At 36.6% G+C, this 18786-nt stretch carries 16 protein-coding genes and 1 pseudogene; 10 read left to right on the top strand and 7 right to left on the bottom strand.

Annotated features, from left to right (window positions below; all coding sequences use genetic code 11):
* The first annotated feature begins 99 nt into the window (after positions 1–99).
* From CKJ95_RS17575 to CKJ95_RS17565, 3 genes and pseudogenes are all read left to right on the top strand, one after another.
* Positions 100–618 (top strand): GNAT family N-acetyltransferase, encoded by a 519-nt coding sequence (locus CKJ95_RS17575; RefSeq protein WP_099354741.1) that lies wholly within the window; start codon positions 100–102, stop codon positions 616–618.
* 75 nt (positions 619–693) lie between these two features.
* Positions 694–819 (top strand): annotated as a pseudogene (locus CKJ95_RS17570) (excalibur calcium-binding domain-containing protein); the annotation flags it as partial.
* Positions 820–1128: 309 nt separating this feature from the next.
* Complete coding sequence (locus tag CKJ95_RS17565; protein WP_099354740.1) at positions 1129–2064, top strand: DNA/RNA non-specific endonuclease; 936 nt, start codon at positions 1129–1131, stop codon at positions 2062–2064.
* 779 nt (positions 2065–2843) lie between these two features.
* Here the strand turns inward: CKJ95_RS17565 and CKJ95_RS17560 are convergent.
* Entirely contained in the window at positions 2844–3896 is a 1053-nt protein-coding gene (locus tag CKJ95_RS17560; RefSeq protein ID WP_099354739.1) for a Gfo/Idh/MocA family protein, read from the bottom strand.
* 418 nt (positions 3897–4314) lie between these two features.
* Between CKJ95_RS17560 and CKJ95_RS17555 the strand changes: the two genes are divergently transcribed.
* The 4 genes from CKJ95_RS17555 to CKJ95_RS17540 all read left to right on the top strand — a co-directional run bounded on the left by CKJ95_RS17555 (position 4315) and on the right by CKJ95_RS17540 (position 8251).
* Entirely contained in the window at positions 4315–4668 is a 354-nt protein-coding gene (locus tag CKJ95_RS17555; protein ID WP_099354738.1) for a helix-turn-helix domain-containing protein, read from the top strand.
* Between the two features lie 122 nt (positions 4669–4790).
* Positions 4791–5294 (top strand): competence protein ComK, encoded by a 504-nt coding sequence (locus tag CKJ95_RS17550; protein ID WP_099354737.1) that lies wholly within the window; start codon positions 4791–4793, stop codon positions 5292–5294.
* 87 nt (positions 5295–5381) lie between these two features.
* Positions 5382–6458 (top strand): DnaD domain-containing protein, encoded by a 1077-nt coding sequence (locus tag CKJ95_RS17545; protein ID WP_099354736.1) that lies wholly within the window; start codon positions 5382–5384, stop codon positions 6456–6458.
* Between the two features lie 305 nt (positions 6459–6763).
* Positions 6764–8251 (top strand): response regulator transcription factor, encoded by a 1488-nt coding sequence (locus tag CKJ95_RS17540; RefSeq protein WP_180271569.1) that lies wholly within the window; start codon positions 6764–6766, stop codon positions 8249–8251.
* Between the two features lie 70 nt (positions 8252–8321).
* Here the strand turns inward: CKJ95_RS17540 and CKJ95_RS17535 are convergent, their stop codons facing one another.
* The 3 genes from CKJ95_RS17535 to hutG form a co-directional block, all read right to left on the bottom strand.
* Entirely contained in the window at positions 8322–9671 is a 1350-nt protein-coding gene (locus CKJ95_RS17535; RefSeq protein WP_099354734.1) for a YjiH family protein, read from the bottom strand.
* A gap of 129 nt (positions 9672–9800) precedes the next feature.
* Positions 9801–10463 carry a flavin reductase family protein gene (locus CKJ95_RS17530; RefSeq protein ID WP_099354733.1) on the bottom strand — a complete coding sequence of 221 codons (663 nt, stop codon included), beginning with the start codon at positions 10461–10463 and terminating at the stop codon, positions 9801–9803.
* Positions 10464–10623: 160 nt separating this feature from the next.
* On the bottom strand, positions 10624–11526 hold the full coding sequence (gene hutG / locus CKJ95_RS17525; protein ID WP_306475373.1) for a formimidoylglutamase: 903 nt from the start codon (positions 11524–11526) through the stop codon (positions 10624–10626).
* A gap of 276 nt (positions 11527–11802) precedes the next feature.
* On the opposite strand from hutG, the gene CKJ95_RS17520 reads away from it, so the two are divergent.
* The 3 genes from CKJ95_RS17520 (at position 11803) to hutI (ending at position 15843) form a co-directional block, all read left to right on the top strand.
* Positions 11803–12690 (top strand): LysR family transcriptional regulator, encoded by an 888-nt coding sequence (locus tag CKJ95_RS17520; RefSeq protein ID WP_099354731.1) that lies wholly within the window; start codon positions 11803–11805, stop codon positions 12688–12690.
* A 214-nt stretch (positions 12691–12904) separates the two neighbouring features.
* On the top strand, positions 12905–14569 hold the full coding sequence (gene hutU / locus CKJ95_RS17515; RefSeq protein ID WP_099354730.1) for a urocanate hydratase: 1665 nt from the start codon (positions 12905–12907) through the stop codon (positions 14567–14569).
* A 5-nt stretch (positions 14570–14574) separates the two neighbouring features.
* Entirely contained in the window at positions 14575–15843 is a 1269-nt protein-coding gene (hutI, locus tag CKJ95_RS17510) for an imidazolonepropionase (RefSeq protein WP_099354729.1), read from the top strand.
* A gap of 271 nt (positions 15844–16114) precedes the next feature.
* Here the strand turns inward: hutI and CKJ95_RS17505 are convergent, their stop codons facing one another.
* The 3 genes from CKJ95_RS17505 to CKJ95_RS17495 all read right to left on the bottom strand — a co-directional run bounded on the left by CKJ95_RS17505 (position 16115) and on the right by CKJ95_RS17495 (position 18590).
* Complete coding sequence (locus CKJ95_RS17505; RefSeq protein ID WP_306475372.1) at positions 16115–16813, bottom strand: ATP-binding protein; 699 nt, start codon at positions 16811–16813, stop codon at positions 16115–16117.
* Positions 16814–17040: 227 nt separating this feature from the next.
* Positions 17041–18063 carry a type II TA system antitoxin MqsA family protein gene (locus CKJ95_RS17500; RefSeq protein WP_099354728.1) on the bottom strand — a complete coding sequence of 341 codons (1023 nt, stop codon included), beginning with the start codon at positions 18061–18063 and terminating at the stop codon, positions 17041–17043.
* An 11-nt stretch (positions 18064–18074) separates the two neighbouring features.
* Positions 18075–18590 carry a hypothetical protein gene (locus CKJ95_RS17495; RefSeq protein WP_257215840.1) on the bottom strand — a complete coding sequence of 172 codons (516 nt, stop codon included), beginning with the start codon at positions 18588–18590 and terminating at the stop codon, positions 18075–18077.
* Between the last annotated feature and the right edge of the window lie 196 nt (positions 18591–18786).

Below are 18786 nucleotides of genomic sequence, written 5' to 3'. Positions count from 1 at the left end.
TCTGACCCTCCTAGTAGTATATTCCTCATGTAACCAGGATATTATTTACTAAAATATCCATTTAGTGGTAATATAGTCCTACACGAGAGGGGTAGAGTAATGTACGAAATTGTTGATTCAGAAAATAAGTTAAAAGAGTTTAATAGGATATGGATGGAATGCTGGAAAGAAAAAGGTTATGAAATAGAACCAGTAAGGGGGGAAAAGTTTTTATTTAAAAATGATAAGGTTTATGTGGGAACTATGGAATTAACCCCGATTCACAATGATTTTCCGTTCAAAGAACATCCATCAGTAAAGGGGAAAGTTTTTGAGATTGACAAACTTGCTATTTTACCGGAACATCGTCGTAGCAAAATTTTAGCAAACATACTATCAACAATTTACCAGTTTGGTATCGAAAATGAAGTTACTTGTTTTGTCGCGTTGATTGAACCTAAATTATTCAAAGCATTAAAGGTGTTTTACAAACTACCAGTATACCAACTAGGAGAAAAGTTCTGGTATAAAGGAGATGAGGTAGTTCCATTTGCAATTCTACCAGAGGATGTTCTAAATGAAGAGAATTACCCTTGGTATGTAGGGAAGAGATTTAAAAGGCTGGTTCACACGAATTAGGTGTTTCGTTATATTTTTTACACAAAATATGCTGAGGCTAAAGCAAAGGCGGATGCTCAAGCGGCTTCAAGTCAAGGATCAGAGGACTTTGCCAATTGTACTGAACTAAGAAAGAAATATCCAAATGGAGTAGCTTCTGATCATCCAGCCTATCAACCTAAAATGGATAGAGATAAAGATAATTTTGCTTGTGAAAGATAGTATATTATCCCTTAGTAGACCTTTCTAAGGTATTGAATTATGAATAATCCCTTCTCAACTAATGAGATGGGATTATTTTTTTTGATTTCCTTAACAAACTAAATGGTACATTGATATATCGAATTTAGACTCGAGTTGTAAGTACTTGAAATGCAAGGGAATAAATCAGGTCTTTTTGGAATTTAATAATAGTTGATAGGAATAATCTTAGAATGTACTATTAACAGTGTGATAATAGTGTTAATCTATGTTTTGATTCTGAGATTTTTTAGATTGAACAGTATGAAACTATTATGGGAGAGTCTTGAAATGAAAAAGAGAATCAACTATTTATTCTTACTTTTAACGATCATCTTTATATTTGGTTGTTCCAACGTAGAAGATCCATCCATTACAGATGGAGCAACAGCTCCGCAAGACGTAACGACAGGTGATACAAATAACACTAAAAAAGAAGAAACGAACACTACGGTTGTTGATGAACCAGTAGTCAAGGAAACACCAACCCAATCAAGTAAGGAATTGTTCCCAGGATACAAACTGATTGAAGTTGATGGTGGTGATTTGTCTGGATATCGTGAAGCTAACGTCGTCGTTGATATTGGTTTTGGGGACCGTGAATATTGGGCATTTACGAATGAATACGGTCAACTAGTACGTGTCATTGCTGACGAAATCATTTTACAAGATGACCGTAACGAGCCTGTATTATCGTCTGGCAGATATTACTCTGATGAGGCAAAGGTTCCTGGTGTCGAAAGTGACGTTTTAGATGAAGGACATATCATTGCTGATTCTCTCGGTGGGGTATCGAATGCTTATAACATTACCCCACAAGATAGTACGCTCAACCGACATGGTGATCAAGCATATTTGGAAGACGCCATCCGTCGCGCAGGTGGAGCCACTAATTTTGAAGCGATTATCACATATCCGAATACGGAAACGCAGATTCCTTCAAGTTATCAGTATACCTATACTTTAAAGGGTAACGTAATTGTTGATAAATTTGATAATGTTAACCCTGATGAAGTAAACGCAAAACTTGGTTTAACAGAAAAGAAGCCACCCGAGTCAACTACTCCAAATACAAACGGTGATATTTCTAGCATTGATACAAATGGAAATGGACAGGTGACGATTAAAGAAGCAAAAGCAGCAGGCTTCCGTATGCCAATAACGAGTGACCACTGGTTATACCAATATATGGATGACCGTGATGGGGACGGTATGGTGGGTGAGTAAACCGCTATAACTTTGAGGCAAAATAAATGAACGATAGAACATATTCATTAGACGATTTATAACAACTTGTGAAAGTATGTCAGTACAGGAACAATTGAAGTGAATGGTCATATCGTCTTCATTTGTACGGGTGAAAATATAAGTAATTTTCACTAACCAGGGTGTTTGTAAAAAATCATAAGCCTATTTCCCACTAAAATACTTAGGGAATTAGGCTTTTTTTGTAAATGCAGTTTCTTAAATTATCATTGGAAAGATATTGGAAATTGCTGCTTAAAACTGGTATTTCTACTAAGGGGCAAGCCCTCGGAATTTGTCAATTTTTAAATGAAAATGTCGGACCCCAGCATCTTTCAAAGTATAACAGCTTCACTCACATACAATTTTCCCCCACAAAATAAAATCAAACAAACGATTGATTAAATCACTAGTTCCTTGCTACCACTAGCCTAGCTCATTAAACAAATGTTTGTTTGAAATCGCCAATTTCAGAAGTCATAAAATTAGTACAGATTGCCTTTCTCCTGACAAAAAATGCAACCAAAATACCGAGGATATTACTTATGCACTCCATATAAACTATAGTACGGTAAAACTTTATCACAGCGGGGGCCTGACCCCGTAATCTAAAAAAGGATTCACGTGGGGCACCAGCCCCTTTAGCTATTCATATTCGTGTGGATCATCTTACCCTTAAACTATTAAATTCATATACTCTTGATATTGCCCAATGCGTACCGACCTTCGACAAACTTCGGGGCGTCACTGTGACGCTTTGTTTACACTTTGTTTATTTTCACCGCTTCCCCCTTAGCCGCAGACGTATATAAACCATTAATAATTTGTTGGAGATAGACACCTTGTTTAGGGGTACTTAATGGGAGTGTGCCATTTAAACAGGCATCTACAAATCTTTTAATCTCTTGTTCATGAAAATTTCGTTTCGGTAAATGTGCTGGTGTAATGTCGATTAGGGAATCGTACTTTTCTTGATAAATCTTTAACGGAAAGACATCAGCTCCACCTTGGTCACCCATTAAGGTTACACTCATTTCTTCTGCTTTCTCGACATTAGCAGCAAAGGCTGTTTCCAAAAGGATAGACGCGCCATTTTTGAAAGTGATCATCCCACGGGCCATATCTTCAACCGAAAAATTCTCCCAATCCCATGAGCCCATTAGGCCCACTCCTTTTCGGTTCCCTAACTTTTGGTAAGTAATCCCCAGGACGGTGTCAGGTTCTGGGTAACCCATCAGATATAACGCCGTGTCAAGCATATGGACTCCTATATCTATTAATGGACCTCCACCTTGAAGCTCCTTATTCGTAAAAACTCCCCATCCAGGAATACCTCGACGGCGCATCGCTGTGACGCGGGCAGCATAAACTTCTCCGAGTTCTCCACCATCGATAAATTTCTTAAGCATTTCAACTTGTGGAGCATAGCGAAAATGAAATCCATATGTTAGTATTTTCCCAACCTTCGAGGCAGCAGAAGCCATCTCCTTTGCTTCCTTTGCTGTTATAGCCGGCGGTTTCTCACATATAACATGGCAGCCTGCATGTAGGGCAGCGATTGCAGCAGGATGATGGAACTTATTTGGGGTACAGATACTCACTGCATCTAATGGGACCTCTTCTAGCATTTCCTCATAACTTGAAAAAACGTGCGGAATGTGGAAATCCGCTGCTAGTTGATCAGCTTTTTCTTTTACAACATCACTTACGGCCACAACCTCAACCAGCTCGCCACATTTTAAATAGTTTGGAACATGTACGTCCCTTGCGATACCACCTGCTCCGATAATTCCTACCCTTAAAGTTTTTCCCATGTTTTTCACCACTTTCAATATGATTATGCTAATTTATATGCTAGGAATAGCTTGAATAGCCTGGACCATAAGTTAAAATCTATAGTGCTGACTTATTTTAAAAATGAAAACCAGACTTTAAATGTCTATATTTCATATGGTACGACTGAGAAATGAAGATTTTGCCCATCCTTCTTTTTTGTATATTCAACCACTTCTTCTATTTATTAGAATCATCTCTTAACCTATAATTCGGTTCTATCCCAGTGACAAACATCAATTCTTCGACAAATTTCGATGCATTTCGGGGCGTCCCTGTGACACCACAAAAGAAATTTTCCAAAAATCAAACTGTAGGATAGATTACCAGAGCACTCCAACTAACAGCGTGTTTCCATTTTGTTTTTTCTAGGATTTACTAGTCCTAGAGGTGATCTTTATGATAGATAATTCAGTTATTGGTCGAAGTATTAGAAACTCTCGTAACAAGAAAAAGCTTAGTCAAGTAGAGCTAGCAAAAGCGCTAAACATAGCATCGAAATACTTAAGTGAGATTGAGCGTGGTGTCGGAACACCTTCACTCGACTTGTTATTAAGAATTGCGGATGAACTTGATATACATCCTGGAGAGCTATTTGGGGATTTTGAGTTCATGAGCCAAATCAAACATCCTGAGTTGATGCTTAAATTAGATGAGATATATCAAGAAATCCCAAAGAAATACCACGAAGATATAGTAGTCATGAACAGAAATTTGGCAAAGCTTATTACTTCTGATCCAAAGAAGAAGTGATAGTTGGATTTCTTATCAGACTTTTCTCCAATATTGTTGAACCACCTCTCAACCGACCAATTACGTAATTCTCTTGATTAAAATCCCCCGCACCACCACCACAAAAAAAAGGAGCAACCCACATGAAAAACATTCAACTCACTTACGAAGTGAACCCTCAAACACAGGCAATTCTCCCCGCAAGGGAAATCGAGTACTCATCTATTGTCAAAGAGGAGCATCAAACCCTCTACATAAGACAAACTCCACTCCAAATCATCAAAGCAGCCTGCCTCGATGGCGGAGCCACATACGAAGGCAGGCGCAAAGCCGTCACCCACCTAACTGGCGCGATTCAAAAGGTACCTATTCCAATCAACCCTCGAAGAAATATCTTCGCGTTCCCCACTCACTCTCCTACCGCGTTTGAGTGCAATTGGATCTTCTACCACCATATAAAATCAATCATTCCATCTCTGCAAACAAACAATAAAACCCAATCAATCATACAATTCAAAAATCAACAAGAACTGCCCATGAACGAATCTCATTATCTACTAGAAAAACAATACACCCGAACCGCCATGTGTGTCTTACAGTATACAACACAAGATAAAATGCAAACGTATACATCGTTAGGCATTTAGTGGGACGAGGGACCTTTCCCTCTGACCCACCGCGGATGCAGCCCACTGTCCCGCTCCCTCAAATTAAAACAAAAAGGATGAACGAACATGAATGGAAATATTCTACTGAATGAAAGACCACTAATTGTTGTACCGACTCTTGCCAAATTACTTGGTACAAATGAAAGTATTATCCTTCAACAAATCCACTACTGGCTCCAACGCAGCAAACATATTAAACTTGGTCGAAAATGGGTGTATCTCACCTATGATCAGTTGGTCGAACAAATTCCTTTCATCTCAAAAAGCACGATTAAAAGAGCAATTCTTAAACTAGAAAATAAAGGCTACCTAACCTCACAAAATTTCAATAAACTAAAACTGGACAAAACAAAATGGTACACAATTAACTATGAAAATCTAAACGAATTAAAGGATGATGGCATTTGCGAGGATCTTACTTTCATGGAGGAAGAACTTATCCCATCAGACCAACCTGAACAAGTGGTAGGTTCAGATGGAGCAGACGATGTGTTCAACCTGGACAGCCCATGTGTTCAAATTGAACAGTCGAGCGGTTCAACTTGGCACGTAGAGGAGTTCAATCTGAACACACCAATACCAAAGATTACTACAGAGATTACTACAAAGATTACATCAGAGACTTCTTCTTCTTCAAAAGATGTCCAGCAAAATCATGAAAAAGAAGACCCATTCCAATTCTTCGAGCAAAATGGATTTGGAACAATCGGCAGCTTTATAGCTGACAAAATCAAGGCGTGGTGTAATGAATTATCAGACGAACTCGTGATTAAGGCAATGAAGCTGGCTGTAGAAAATTCATCAACTAAGCGCTGGAGCTATGCAGAAGCAGTCCTAAGGGACTGGGTTGATAAAGGCTATCAAACACTGGATGATGTTCATGCTGGACGTCTTCACTATAAACATCAAACAAAGCACCCATCTATGAAAAAAACGACTAGACAAGAACTCCTTCCTGACTGGTTTCATAATCGAGATCAGGGCAAAGAACCTGTACACAATCCTAGCTTTGAAGAGAAGAAAAGACTATTTGAGGAACGACTGAATAAACCTAGAGTAGATAATGATATACATACGTTGGACACTAAACCTGCCCCATTATGTTATTCAAGAATACTAAATAATAACATTTCACCAGTATAACAGCAGTTCTTTCCCACTCAAAAACTCATCCAATCAAGCGTTTGATTGAAATTGAAAAGGCCTGGCACTGTAATGTTAGACCGCTAATCAAACGTTTGTTTGAAATAATATTTTACGATTAGTACAGGTGAAAGTAAATTAATAGTACCATAATACATAGGAACTAATGAACACACCTACTTTCGACATACTTCGAGGATTTCCGGGGCGTCACTGTGACCATACCTAACCTGTCCCTTATTTCTTAATTAGTGCTATAATAGAGTTTATATAAAATTCTTAACTTTCATAAGGTGATTTTGATGGTGAGTGTGTATATTATTGATAGGGATTTTGAAGAGGCGAACGGTTTAAAGTGGTTTTTGCAGTCCTATTTAGTAAGCGGTGCGGAAGTTACGATTTTCACTTCCCTTAAGCAGCTTCAAGCGATCTATGACCAAAAACAGCCTGATATTATAATGGTTGAAATTGAACTGGTTCAAGATATGAATGATATTCACTTTTTAAAATCAGTCAAAAACGAAGGGAGCTTAACTTTTGGGATTACAGCAGAACCTCTTTTTAAAAATGCTTTAAAAGCAATTCAAATGCAAGTTGCTCATTTATTTGTAAAGCCTATCGATTTAAATCAGTTAAAAATTTCCATACATTCCCATTCAGATGTCATCACAAATAAAAAAGTAAGTCCTGAGCAAAAAGAACTTGATAATGAATTTTATTTGCGATTATTTTTAAATCCAGAGGAACTCATAGAAGAGAGTCAATTGTTTTTTTTAATTGAGCCAGAGAGTCCTGAGGATGTCATCAACTTATATAATTGGCTAAATGGAACACCCTTATTTGAAAACGTCAACTATTACCCATTAACCAAACAAATAATCTGTATTTCAGGAGTCAAAGATCTTACACAATTTAATAAAAAAGCGAGAGCATTGATTCGGGAATGGCACCTAATCGGGGATCATCCTATTAATATTGCTGTGTACGATGGGCCACCTGTATCATTGTGGGAGACGTACCAAGAAACATTAAACTCTTTAAATCAACGCTTCTATAAAGGCTTCGAACATGTTTTTTATACGAGTAAAAGGCTTGTATTTCAGCAATTAGATCCACTGTTAACTCCGGAAGAGCAGAAACTATGGATAGAAGGGCTCGAAAACGAGGATATTCCAAAAATCAAGGAATTTCTATATCAATTGTGTGTGGACGGAATCTATTATGATCAAGATTCAATCCGAATTCACTTAACAAGTGTATTAGCTCAAATTCGAAGATATATGTTAAAGTACAATCTACATCAAAGAGCATTCATAGAAGAAAATTACCGAAGATTATTTAATATCATCTTAGATGCCCCAATTCTCTATACAATTATTCAAGAAATGATTCTTTTTACCCAAACTTTAATGAAGAATGTGACAGATACAAAATACGAACTGAAGGCAAACTATGCCGAATTAGCGGCCGATGTAATCGGACAGGAATATCGTAATACAAAACTATCACTTACGGATGTCGCCAATATCATTGGCATTACTCCGAACTATTTAAGTATTATCTTTAGCAAGCATCATGGTGTACCCTTTAAAAAATATTTACAACAATATCGAATACAACAAGCTCAAAAAATGTTGTTAAAAACAGACTTCACGATTAATGAGGTTGCGCAAATGAATGGTTTTGAAGACCCTAATTACTTTTCTAAAGTTTTTAAATTACACACAAATCTCTCCCCATACCGATACCAAAAATTATATAGGAACGAGGAAGCTGCAAAGCCGTTCCTATGAATCTTTAATCTGTAAAAAAGAAGTAAACCTATAGCATTTGCTAGGTTTACTTCTTTTTCTAATGAAATATCTATAACAATAAATAAGCTATAGGTGTAACAATAATCAAACTTAGAATCGTACGTTCTAACCAAATGACAAGAAGTTTAGGAAAACTAATTGGAATATCTGTACTTAATACACTTGGAATACTTGCTGATAAAAAGAGGATAGAAGAAACACAAACAACTGCAATAACAAATTTTGTAACAAGTGTCGCTTCAACAACTAATAAAGCTGGTAGAAACATTTCAGTAATTCCAAGCGCTGCCGCCTTAGCTATTAAGAATGCATCTGGCAGTTGTAATAATGCAGTAAATGGATAGAAAATATAACCTAAGATATCAAAAAGATTTGTATATTCGGCAAGGAGAATACCGATTAATCCAACCGATAGAATACTAGGTAAAATACTCATTGTCATGACCATACCATCACGTAAATTAACCCATAAATTCTTTCCTATGCTTGGCGCATTGTTCGAAGCTTCCATTGCTTGTTTCCAAGCATTCTGTATATACTTTTCTTTTACTATTTCTTCAGGCTTGCCTTCCATTCCATTATAGTATTCATCACTCATTTTATTAATTGGCCAAATTCTTACTGTAATAGCTGTTACAACAAACGTTACAAATGCTGTAACGAAAAAATACAAATTCCACATACTCATAAGATCTAACGTCTTTGCAACTATAATCATAAATGCAACTGTTACAGTTGAAAAACCAGTTGCAACAATCGCCGCTTGTTTTACTGTATATTTACCATCTTTAAACTCTTTGTTCGTAATTAGCAATCCAACAGCAAAACTTGCAACAAATGACGCTAGTGCGCTTACTGCAGAACGCCCAGGACTTTTAAATATTGGCTTCATGATTCGCTGACAAAAAACTCCCATAAATTCAAATAAACCATATCCAATTAGTAGTGATAAAAACACACCACCTAGCGGTACCATAATCCCAACAGGTACAACTAGTACATCAAATAAAAACGGGCCAACATGTTCATTCATTAACCAATCTGGACCTATTTTTAAATAAATAATAATCCCAACCACTAACCCCATAATCTTTAATAATGAAAAAACGATATTGAAAAGGCCTTGATTCCAGGTTTTTTTTACAAATGGATAGATAACTCCCCCTAATATTACAAGTAAAGCATAGATTGGTGCTATTGACGGAAAGGTTGTATTTAACCAAGTAACCATATGATCTAGAGGGATTGAAGAAGTACCATCAACGGTTATTGGCACAAAAAAAACAAAAATGCCAATTAAACTAAAACATGTGAATTTCAAGATATTAGGAATACTTGCCGATGTTTTTTCTTGGGGTCCAGGATTTGCTTCTACATTGCTTGGTTGAGATTGTAACATACATAAATACCTCCTTTTTTTATAAAAACTATACATTACTAAATATTCAGAAAACCATTGCTGTAAAAAAAAACCCCTTAAGTCAGTTATCCCCCACTAATTGAAGTAGGGGATTTATACTAAATAAAATTAAACGGTTTTTCCCTCAAGGCCAGCCAACTCCTCTACTGTAGCAGCTGGTGCCTTCATCTCAAATATTTCGTTGACAACTGTATAATCATAATAACCTAAGCGGGCAATAGGTTTTATCTTCAAGATATCAAGTTTTCCACTCGGCAGAATGATGTCATCTGAAACATGTACATGAGCTACCCGTCCAATAACTAAATCAACAGTGGAAGTTTTATTACCAGTTGGTATTCTAATAGTCTGAACATACTCACATTCGAATTGGACCGGTGACTCAGCCACACGTGATACAGGAGCTTCGATACAGCTCTTCTTCGTTACACCCGCAGCCTCAAATTCATCGACATCTGCAGTTAAAGCCTTCGCTGAAATATTTACGGCTTCACGTAAATCCCATGTAGCCATGTTCCAAACAAACCAACCAGTTTCCTCAACATTTCGAACTGTGTCTTTTCTACCGCCATCTAGTACTGATTGGTTGGCAGCAAACATGACCATAGGTGGATCCCAAGTTAGATTTTGATATTGGCTGTATGGAGCAAGATTATCTACTCCATCTTTAGATCTGGTTGAAAGCCATCCAATTGGGCGTGGTATACAACTACTTTTAAAAGGATCATATGGTAAGCCGTGACTTTGACCTTTCTTTGGTGAATAATGCATGTTTAATTCCCCCTATATGTAAATAATATATTTTTATAAATGAATTAAAATAGTAAACTAGTTTATTACAATTTACTCTACTGACTTACATCCAAAACTTTCAAGATCATTTGTACAATTGAAATATAATACACGAATTCGGTAAAACGTTTACAATTATTTAAAAACTACTCATAATCTCAGCAACCAAGTAAGCTGCTAATCTTACCGTTTTTTCATCCTCATCCAATAGCGGATTTACCTCTGATATATCAAAACTAAGCACATTTTCTTTCGAAACAATATAGTTTAGAATAGTTCTTGCTGTATTTGGCTCAATCCCAAAAGGTGATGGAGCACTGACTCCTGGCGCTGCAGATGATTGAATGGAATCTGTACACAAGGTGACAATGACATGATCATTGTTATTCAAAAATTCATCAATCGTTTTGAATGTGTGTTGAAAGTCATCTTTTGTTAAATCTTTCTCTAGGATATAGTGACATCCCAATTTCTCAGCTGTTTGAAACAGTGATTTTGTGTTACCAAATTCCTGAATTCCTAAACACAAATAACTTGCTTTATCGTCCTGTTCCAATATTTGCCGGAACATAGTGCCGGAAGATGGTACTTCGTCATCCCTCATATCAAAATGAGCATCAATATTGATAATCCCTAATGTTTTATCATGGCCAATAAATTGTTTAGCTCCTAAATAATGACCATATAATGTTTCATGCCCCCCTCCTAAAATAATTGGAGTTTTATTTTTTTCATAGAGCATGCTTACCACTTGACCTAATTCTTCTTGGGCTTTCTCCAGATCACCACTTTCACAAGAAACATCGCCTATATCAATGGTTTCTACATCTTTTGGAAGATGATATGGCAATTTTGCTAACAGTGATCGAATTGCAGGAGGTGCCAATCTTGCACCGAGTCTTCCCTTATTTCGCCGCACCCCTTCATCACAGGCGAAACCAATAATCGCGAAAGCCTGGTTATATTGTTCGATATCGTCAATATGTTTATAATTCACACACTGGTGAAATCGAAAACTTGCTTGGTCTAATTCACTGTCAATACGCCCAGTCCAAAGTTCTTTATCTACTAATTTATAAATGGCGAAACACCTCCAGTCTGTTCATGTTTGTAATTTCAGAAAATAAACATTTTATCTAACATTTACAATACTAGTTTAATTAACATAATATATAATTACAAATATATTTTTCTTATGTTTTTATAAGTTCTGTTTATAAATGATCTTACTCTATTTGGTAGTAAAAGAACTCTACAAGTCATAAATATTTTTTTGCCATCTTCCTATTTCCTATTATTAATCATGGGGTGTTAAAAAGTGGATTTACGTCAATTACGCTATTTCGTTACCATAGTCGATGAAAAAAGCTATACTCGAGCAGCTGAATTACTCCATGTCTCTCAACCATCATTAAGTATGGCTATTAAAAAGTTGGAAAAACAACTAGGATTACTATTATTCGAGAGAAATACAAGGGATATGTGTATTACGAAAGAAGGAAAAGTTTTATATCACGAGGCAAAAAAGTTATTATTTCATTTTGAACATATATCGAACGAAATGACTCGAATGAAGATTCAGGGGCCACTCGAATTATCAATTGGTCTGATTGAATCAACCATGTTTTGGATACCAAAGGTTTTGGCGACATATAAGAAAGAACATACGGATGTACGCGTAACAATATTGGAGAAATTAAGTTTGAACGATGTAATAGAAGCCATTCAAAATTTAGACATTCACCTAGCCATTACGAATCAATTTATTGAACATGAAACGATTGAAACTGTTCCTATTTATAACGAGAAATTAGTTGCTCTCTTACCACCAAATCATCATTTGGTACAAAAAGAAATAATAGAAATGAATGACATGGCTGAGGAAAGCTTTATAGTTTGTAAGGAAGGGTTTCAAACCCGTAATGATATTTTAAATGCTTTTAAAAAATCAGCAATAAAGCCAAACATACAATTTGAAATTGAACGTTTCGAAACTGCATACAATTTAGTTGAAGCAGGTCTTGGAATAACAGTTGTCCCGGAAAATTATGTCACGCATTCTAGTAGAAATAATTGCATTATAAGAAATATCTATGCCCCAAACATATCAAGAATTGTATATTTGGCGTATGATAAAAACCGGTATTTGCCACCGTTAGTTATAAAATTTATCAATCAAGTACACGCATTTTTCAACACAAGATGAATGAAATTTTTAATCAATAAAAATTAAGATTTATATATTTTTCCTACTTCACAAGTAAAATTGAACAAAACTATAAATATAATTTCTATCTCATTCCTGATTTTTCTATATTTTACATAGGTTATGAAGATTACAATATGGATAAGAGGGAAAGCCATTTGGATGGGTGCATACCTTTTTATTACTTTACTTCATCTAAAAGGGGAGATTAACAATGAATAAAACGATAATAAGAGCGCCTAGGGGAAATGAATTAACTTGTAAGGGCTGGACACAAGAAGCTGCGCTACGCATGCTTATGAATAATCTTGATCCGGAGGTAGCTGAAAATCCGGATGAGTTAGTTGTATATGGAGGAATAGGAAAAGCAGCACGTAACTGGGAAAGCTATGACCAAATTATTGCTAGTTTAAAAGAATTGGAGAATGATGAGACTTTACTCGTCCAATCTGGTAAACCAGTGGCTGTTTTTCGTACTCACGAAAATGCCCCTCGAGTGTTAATAGCAAATTCAAATCTTGTCCCTGGTTGGGCAAATTGGGAGCATTTTTATAGTTTAGAAGAACGTAATTTAATGATGTATGGCCAAATGACCGCTGGTAGCTGGATTTACATTGGTGCCCAAGGTATTTTACAAGGTACATATTTAAGTTTTGTGGAAGCAAGTAAAAAAGTATTTGGAACTCCAGATTTACGTGGAAAATTCATTTTAACTGGTGGAATGGGTGGAATGAGTGGCGCTCAACCACTGGCAGGAAAAATGGCTGGAGCGGTTATTTTAGTTGTGGAAGTAGACCGCAATCGGATCGAGCGTAAAATTAAAGAGGGTTATTGTGACTATTTAGTAGAAACGGTTGATGAAGCACTTGCCTTAGTGAATGATTTACGTGATAAGAAAACACCAGCATCCATTGGTTTAGTTGGCAATTGTGCAGATGTACATCGTGAGCTACTTAACCGTGGTGTTATTCCTGACATTGTAACAGACCAAACATCTGCACATGATCCTATTAACGGATACGTACCTAATGGTATGACATTAGAAGAGGCACAAGAATTACGAAAATCAAATCCGAAAGATTATGAGCAAAAAGCTAAATTGGCAATGGCTGAACATGTTCAAGCCATGTTAGATTTCCAAAAAGCTGGTGCTGAAGTATTTGATTATGGAAATAATATTCGCGCATACGCTAAGGAGATGGGGGTCGAAAATGCCTTTGATTTCCCTGGATTTGTTCCTGCTTATATTCGTCCATTATTCTGTGAAGGAAAAGGTCCTTTCCGTTGGGCTGCTTTATCTGGAAACCCAGAAGATATCTATAAAACGGATGCACTGGCTAAAGAGATGTTTGCCGATGATGAGGGCTTAGTGAATTGGATTGACATGGCACAGAAGATGGTACAATGGCAAGGTCTTCCTGCTCGAATTTGTTGGCTTGGCTACGGCGATCGTCATCGATTTGCATTAAAGGTAAATGAAATGGTTGCAAATGGTGAATTAAGCGCTCCAATTGTATTTGGCCGCGATCACCTGGATTCAGGTTCGGTTGCATCACCAAATCGTGAAACAGAAGGCATGTTAGACGGTTCTGATGCAGTTTCGGATTGGCCAATTTTAAATGCTCTCATTAATACCGCAGGAGGGGCAAGCTGGGTAAGTGTACACCATGGTGGTGGTGTAGGAATGGGTTACTCGCAACACGCTGGTCAAGTATTAGTTGCTGATGGTACAGCACTTGCGGCTGAAAAAATTAACCGTGTGCTTATTTCAGACCCAGGCATGGGTGTTGTTCGTCACGCAGATGCCGGTTACGACCTCGCGATAGAAACTGCAAAACAAAAACAAATTAATATGCCAATGCTTAACAAAAGAGGTTGATTTGAATGGCTATACTAATACAAAATGCAAATGAAGTCATTACTTTAAAAGGTACTAATAAAGGTCCCCGCATAAAAGAAGCAATGAGAGAAATAGGGATTATTGAAAAAGCTAGCGTTCTGTTAGACAAAGACCGTATTGTAGCGGTGGGTTTGTTGGAAGATATCCAAAGGGAATATTCAAATTTAGTAATGGAAGCAGAAATCATTGACGCAACTGGAAAGGTTGTAATGCCTGGCCTAATAGATTGTCACACCCATTTAGTGCATGGTGGTACTCGAGAAAATGAATTCAATATGCGTTTAAATGGTGCTACCTATATGGAAATCATGAATGCTGGTGGCGGAATTCATGCAACGACAACGAGCACGCGCCAAGGAAGCCTCGAAGAATTATACAATAAATCGTATCAGCATCTAAATGAATTTTTAAAGTACGGTGTTACAACTGTAGAAGCTAAAAGTGGCTATGGCCTAGATTGGGAAAATGAAAGAAAGCAGCTAACAGTTGCGAAAATGCTACAAGAGACACATGTTGTTGATGTCATCAGTACTTTTATGGGAGCACATGCAGTTCCAACAGACCTTAAGGGTCGTGAAGACGAATATGTGGATATCGTTATTAATGAAATGCTTCCGAAAGTTGCCGAAGAAAATTTGGCGATATTCAATGACGTTTTCTGTGAAAAAGGTGTTTTTACCCCTGAACAGTCACGGCGCATACTAGAAGCCGGTAAGCAATATGGATTGATTCCAAAAATACATGCAGACGAGATTGAACCTTATGAAGGAGCAGAACTTGCTGCCGAGGTTGGGGCCATTTCTGCTGAGCATTTGCTTGTAGCTTCCGATGAAGGGATTCAAAAAATGGCACAAGCAGGAACGATTGCCGTTTTATTACCCGGTACTGCCTTTTTCTTAAAAGCTCCTTTTGCACGTGGACGCCTCATGATTGACAAAGGTGTACCTGTAGCGATATCTACCGATTTTAATCCAGGCTCGTCGCCAACAATTAGTCTACCATTTATTATGAATTTAGCTTGTATGAATATGGGACTCACACTTGAGGAAGTGATTACCGCAACGACAATTAATGCTGCCTATGCAATTAATAAAGGTGATGATATCGGTACTCTGGAAGAAGGAAAAAAGGCTGACGTAGTCATTTTAAATGTAGCGAACTATAAGCAACTCCAATATTTTTATGGTATGAATCATACTGATGTTGTAATAAAGAGTGGAAAAGTTGTTCTAAAAGACGGCGTTTTACAATGAATAACATTTAAAAAAAGCTGCAGGAATCCCGTATGTGGGATTCCTGTTTTTGTTAAAGGCCCTTAGAGGCTTTTTAATATTGTATATTTTCACTTGTTGTGACTGTTCTCGTCTCTCCGTTCTCTCCTCAGCAGTTCTCTTAACAAACAAAAGGCGTCATAAAATAGACGCCCTTTTTGCTACATACTTTTAGGAATCAAATATTGCTCCCCAACCTTCGGCAAAATTCAAGGCGTCACTGTGACCTAAATTCCTGGGGAGTTTCCGGGCGTCACTTTGATCTAGAACCTTGGACGCGGGACCTGTCCCTCTGACCCACAATTAGGTTGTTGTCAGTGGAGCGATTTAGGGTCATTGCTTCCCAGATTGCCTCTTCTGATATTTGGTTTTCTTCTCTTAAATCCGAAATTGTACGGGCAAGGCGCATCATTTTCACTTGGATTCGGTTGCTCCACTTCTTTTTGAGTGCCATTTGTTGTAGGAGTTGTTTGATTTTCTCTGATGGATTACTCGTTTTTATTAACAACTCATACGAGACCCTCCCATTACAAATTTCTTTGTCGTATCTTTCATATTGACGATTACGGGCTTTGACGACACGTTTCCTAATCATTTCGGATGTCTCGCTTTGGTCATTACTCTTCATATCCAAACTGATAGATTGTAAGGATAGGGAGATATCAAATCGGTCACGTATAGGGCCTGAGATTCGGTTTTGATAGGATTGGATTTGTTTTGGAGTGCATGTACAGTAATGGGAACTCGAACCTAGATAGCCACAAGGACAAGGGTTCATAGCGCCAATTAAAAGAAAGGCGGCTGGATAGGTTACAGTTGAGCGAGCTCTGCTGATGGTGACTTTTTGTGTTTCGATGGGTTGTCGTAGCATGTCTAATGTTTTCTTAGAAAACTCCGCCATTTCATCTAAAAACAATACCCCATGATTCGATAAAGATAAAAAACTATATATAGAATTAAAACCAACGTAAAAACACTATATATTGTATCTAATTCGCCTTTTTTATCTTTATATAATGATGTTTTTGCAAAAATAGATACTATGCGTTATAGATGTATTTATAAATGAAGGCAAACAAAAAAGCCCACCACTTTTTAGTGACGGACTGAATTTCAAACTTTATTGAACTAGTTTCTTCTATTATATAGGTATAGGAATAAACCACGCCATACCCCTTATTAATCGATTGATAAATCTTTTGCAAATGAATAAGATATAGGGCTATTACTTGCAGTATGCTTATATGCTTCTTCTTCATGCATCTTATGAACAATTTCATCAGTAGTTAAATTGCCAACCTCTGAAATTATATGGTCTAGAGTCTGTATTTCCTCTTCTGTTAACTCCGTAATTTCGAACCCTGGTGATGGTTTAAACTTATACCCAATATTTTCACCGTATTGAACTGTATCAAAGTGAACACCATCTAATAATACGATTTGGTCGTAGCCCTCAGGAACAGCCCCCATTGGAAGAGCGTTATAGACAAGACCACTTATCGATTTTTCTTGTCTCTTAAAGTGTACTATATCGGAATACCATAGCATTTTCATAAGCTTTACTTTGTGAAGACTATTTACCTTTTCTGAAAGATAATTAATCATTTCAATTACTTTTTTTAAATTAAGATTTGAATTCCCCCTAGTTATTGGGTCTTCATAATCCGCATAACTAGCGTAAATTGAATCTATAAGATATTGATTTTTCTTTTTTTTATATTGTTCATTTGCTTCATGTAAAGACTTTAAATAGGCTCTTTCTGATATTTTATCTTGTTCCTTTGCTTCATGTAGTTTTTCTATAAACCACTTTGGGTCGGAACTAATTTTCCTTAAAACATCATCATGGGCACGGTCTTGTACTTGATGATTTTCATACCTTGTAATGGTTGCTCTTCCCCAACCTAAGACTTCAGAAAAATCTTTTTGACTAATGTCATATTTCTTTCTAATGTCATCGATCTCACTTGAGGTTAACAATCCTAACTTCTCTCGGTATGCATCTTTCATCGCTAGACTATTAGCTTTTATCATTTCTTCCGTCTCTAGAAAATCTTCCGTAGCAGAACAATACTCATAATGAGCGATAAAGCTAACTTCTTCACCTTTAAAAATTTCATGATCAGTCACTTCAACTGTTTCGACCACATGCTCTTCCATACAAAGTAGGCAAAGTTTCTTTTCACTTTTTAATATTTTCATTATACTCACCTTTACTTTCTATAAGGAAAGTCTTCTTCCTTAAATGGAATCTCTGCAAAATGAAAGGACATAACCAAAATAAAACTGTCACCCGCAACATGCGTAGTGTTTAGTAGTTCCACTCTGATTTTTATATAAACATCCTCATTAACATATTCCTTTCCAAATACTCGCATCTCTGAATAATTGGGAAATCTGAGGTCCTTTACGGTTTCAATGTAATCTTCAACAGTTAAAAGTGAAAGTTCTCTTTTTAAGGCTTCTACTTCATCTTCATCAGGAAACAAATGGGCCATTGTATATCTATTGGTATACTTTTGGTCCCTTTCCTCATCCACTCTTCGATTTTTTTGAAAGTTAATTTTTACTGAACCGCTCTCTATAGCGTATTTTAACCTGTCTAAATATGTTACAACCTCAAATCTATCTTCAATTCGTTTACTTAGTCTTGACTCTTTGTTTTTATTATAACACTCCCAATATCCATTAGCAACATTTTTGGTATCAATTGATACCCATTTTGGCAATATATGCTTTATGCATAAAAATTACAGTAAAGGTTAATATAGAAATAAATGACTAAATACAGCTTACATAACAAATACATTTTACATTAGATAATTCTGTTTTTGTGGTTTTTCGTAAAAAAATGTAAGTATTTTGGGATTGTTATTCCTAAATAACGACAAAAAAACCACCAAGTAGCAGATTAAGCTAACTCAG

This window comes from Fredinandcohnia onubensis (assembly GCF_002734285.1).
GTDB classification, from domain to species: domain Bacteria; phylum Bacillota; class Bacilli; order Bacillales; family Bacillaceae_L; genus Ferdinandcohnia; species Ferdinandcohnia onubensis_A.
The sequence above is the reverse complement of the archived record's forward strand: the minus strand, read 5'-3'. Positions and strand labels throughout refer to the sequence as shown.